Source organism: Atribacter sp., from assembly GCF_035418125.1.
Lineage (GTDB): Bacteria > Atribacterota > Atribacteria > Atribacterales > Atribacteraceae > Atribacter > Atribacter allofermentans.
This window is the reverse complement of the sequence record NZ_DAOLQM010000224.1, coordinates 1-3,732: the sequence shown is the minus strand read 5'-3', so window position 1 is coordinate 3,732 and position 3,732 is coordinate 1. Positions and strand designations below refer to the sequence as shown.

Below are 3,732 nucleotides of genomic sequence, written 5' to 3'. Positions count from 1 at the left end.
ATGGAGGGCATTTCATGTCAAAAGCTATTGTCATTTACTACACTCGTTCTGGAACAACCAGAAAAATGGCAGAAACCATATCCAAAGAGCTCCAGAAAAGAGAAATTACCGTTGATTTAGTAACTCCAGACCAGGTTGATATTAAAAAGCTGGTCGATTATGACCTGATCATTCTTGGTACACCGACTTACTATGGAACCATGGCAGCAGAAATTAAAAAGCTTTTGGATGATAGCATCCGCTTGCACGGTCGATTGGATGGCAAGTTGGGTGGTGCTTTTGCTTCGTCGGCTAATGCTGCCGGAGGAAATGAAACTGCAATTCTTTCTATTCTCTCGGCTCTCCTCATTCATGGAATGCTGGTCAAAGGAATGGCAGAAGGAAGCCACTACGGACCAGTTGCTATTAAATCTTTTGATGACCGAGCAGAAAAAGAATGCCGATCCTACGCGAATCAGCTGGCGGATATTTTAAAAGATTAATATCAATAAGGTACATTATTGCTCCGAGGAATTTTCTTCTAAGATAAATTTTCCTAATCCCTTATCGGGTACTACTGGATAGTCACCAGTGAAACAGGCAAAACAAAAGTTCTCTCCTGGTTTGGATAAGCTCTTTTTGAGGCCGTTGATATCGATATAGCGAAGACTATTCAAACCAAGGAATTGTCTAATTTCTTCCTGGTTCATGCGGCAGGCAATGAGCTCTTCCCGGGTTGGAAAATCGATTCCATAGTAGCAGGGGTGGCAGTGAGGGGGTGAAGTGACACGCATGTGAACTTCTTTCACCCCAGCGTTCTTTAGGGTTTTAATTCTTTCTCTTGAGGTGTTTCCTCTTACAATGGAATCTTCAAGAATAATTATTTTTTTCCCTTTTAAAAGACTTTTCAACGGATTTAACTTCAGCTTCACTGCAAGATTACGGTTTTCTCGCCCCGGACGTATAAAAGTCCTTCCAACATAAGGATTTCGAATCATTCCCAATTCAAAAGGAATTTTTGATTTTTCTGAAAATCCTAGTGCAGCATAAATTCCTGAATCGGGGACCGGAATAACCATATCGGCATCATAGTCTTCTCTTTCTGCCAAAACCCATCCCATTTTTTTTCGTGCTAAATAGACACTTTCACCAAAAATGATACTGTCTGGTCGAGCAAAATAAATGAGCTCAAATATACAAAAAGCTTTTCGATGAGAATGGGCATAAAAAACTGATCTTGGACCGTTTTCGTCAATTATCAGCATCTCGCCTGGTTCGATTTCTCGAATGAATTGAGCTCCAATGATATCAAAAGCACAACTTTCCGAACTAATCAGGTAGCCTCCATCTAGCTTTCCTAAAGCCAAAGGTCGAAAACCCCAGGGATCGCGGATGGCAATGATATTTTTTTCACTCATTATTCCCAAGGAAAAAGCTCCTCGGATTTCCCAAAGTGCTTCTTTCACCGCATCTTCAAATCCATCGAAAGAACTTTGGGCAATCAAGTGGAGGATCATTTCAGTATCCATGGTTGATTGAAGAACAGCCCCCTGGTGACCTATTTTTTTCCATAGAGAATTGGTATTAGCAAGATTTCCGTTATGCGCTATAGAGACATTGCCAAAACGACAGTCTCCTATAAAAGGCTGGATGTTTCTCAAGGATGAAGAGCCAGTGGTGGAATAACGAACATGCCCGAGTCCAATAGAACCGGTTAGCTTTTTTAGTATATCTCCTTGAAAAACTTCTGAAACCAGCCCCATTCCTTTGTGTTCTCTAACACCATGTTGGTCAGAAATGACCATTCCAGCACTTTCCTGACCTCGGTGCTGAAGGGAATACAATCCATGAAATATTAATTTAGCAGCATTTTTTACTCCATAGGCGGCAAAAATTCCGCATTTCTCTCCGGTCATAGATTCCTCCATTTAAAGATGGTCATGATTTATTAATCCGCCATCCGATATCTTGGTTTTTTGAAGCCCCGAAAACTCTTCTTTAAATTTGGTGAGAGGTGAATAGTACAAATTTCATCCTCATCATCACCTTCTCCCATCAAGGGAGAAGGAACTCTGAATCGTCATTGCGAGGAACGAAGTGACATGGCAATCTCATGAATTCAATCTCTTTTATTCCTTTCTTTTTAGATAAAAGAAGATTGAGAAGGATTTGTTTTTTCCCAATTATTTCAAACCCCCTAACTTCCTTTGCTAAAGGGGGAAACGATTCCTGGATGAGTATTTTCATCCTTATCTGGTACCAGTTTCCAGTATGGATGTTTATATTGTAAACCCATTGGTGGGTATGATAAATCAAACTCCTATAAAAACTACAAAGTATGGTACCAGGCTTTCCACAAATCCTCTATAGAAACTGAAATCAGTGATTGCTGATTATTATAAATGTTTAGGCTTTCCCTGGTAACTTTGCCAATAACAAAAAAGGGAATAGTTTTCATCCGAGCCATCTTTTCCAGTGTAGCAAAATTTTCCGGTTTACAGGTAATTAGAGCTCGCCCACAGCTTTCTCCAAATAAAAGAGCATCCAAGCGGATATTGGGTAAATTTCCGATGTCAATCAGGCATCCTTTCTTCTCCTGACCACAGATGCACCCTTCGCCGAGAGCACAAGCCAATCCGCCTTCGCTTAGATCAGAAGATGATTGAACTAACCCTTGTCGAACTGCATCGATTAAAAATTCTTGAAGATTTTTTTCAGCCGATAAATCAATTTGTGGAGCCGGTCCAAATTCTTGCTGGTGAATCACACGTAAATATTCACTCCCGCCTATTTCATTGCGGGTTTCACCCAATAAAACGATCACGTCATCAAAATCTTTAAAGGCTGCATTTACCGCTGTTTGAACGTCTTCGATAATACCAATCATGCCGATGGTTGGAGTGGGATGGATAGGACCAGTTGGACTTTCATTGTAAAAAGAAACATTGCCGCTCACAACCGGAAGGTCAAAAAATTTGCAGGCATCGCTTATTCCCTTAATTGCCTCAATAAATTGCCAATAACGATCGGGCTTCTGCGGATTCCCAAAATTCAAACAATCGGTTATACCGGCTGGTTGAGCTCCACAGGCAGCCAAGTTACGAGCTGCTTCAGCAACCGCAATTTGAGAGCCCCGATAAGGATCGAGGTAGCAAAATACTGGATTACAATCAGTGGTAACAGCAATCCCCCAAGGAAGATTTTTAACACGGAGGATAACCGTTCCAGTTCCAGGCAGCATTGAGGTATTAATTTGAACCATGTGATCGTATTGTTCAAAAACCGAATGACGAGAACAGAGGTTGGGAGAAGCCATTAATTTGAGTAATATTTCGTTCCAATTATTGGGCAGAGGAAGATCATTCCAGTCATAATGATTTATCCTTTCAAGATAAGCTGGCTTTTCGGCGGGGGGAGTATAAACCGGTGGTTTAGTTAATTCTTGAGCGGGAATATCAGCAACCATCTTCCCATTGAACTCAATGGTGATATTGTCTCCATCGACTACCTCTCCTACGACCACCGCTTCCAAGCCCCATTTATGAAAAATTTGAAGCACTGAATCCTCGTAACCTCTTTTTACACAGAGAAGCATGCGTTCTTGAGACTCAGACATCATGATTTCCCAGGGTTCCATGGCTTCTTCGCGAACCGGAATACGATCCAGATAGATTTTAACCCCACTTTTACCGGCAGCAGCCATTTCACTGGAAGAGCAAGTCAAACCAGCGGCACCCATATCCTTGATTCCTA

General features: G+C 41.4%; 3 protein-coding genes. 1 reads left to right on the top strand and 2 read right to left on the bottom strand.

The annotated features are described in order from the left end of the window. Window positions 1-14 precede the first annotated feature (14 nt). The gene (locus PLK24_RS09610; RefSeq protein WP_324478591.1) at window positions 15-482 is read left to right on the top strand and encodes a flavodoxin family protein; all 468 of its coding nucleotides are present in this window, start codon (window positions 15-17) and stop codon (window positions 480-482) included. Window positions 483-497: 15 nt separating this feature from the next. On the opposite strand, the gene purF is transcribed toward PLK24_RS09610, so the two are convergent. Both purF and PLK24_RS09600 read right to left on the bottom strand, forming a co-directional pair. Continuing rightward, a complete protein-coding gene (gene purF / locus PLK24_RS09605) occupies window positions 498-1,895 on the bottom strand; it encodes an amidophosphoribosyltransferase (RefSeq protein WP_324478589.1) in 1,398 nt (465 codons plus the stop codon). A 413-nt stretch (window positions 1,896-2,308) separates the two neighbouring features. Further along, on the bottom strand, window positions 2,309-3,732 hold a 1,424-nt coding region (locus PLK24_RS09600), incomplete at its 5' end, for an AIR synthase-related protein (RefSeq protein ID WP_324478587.1).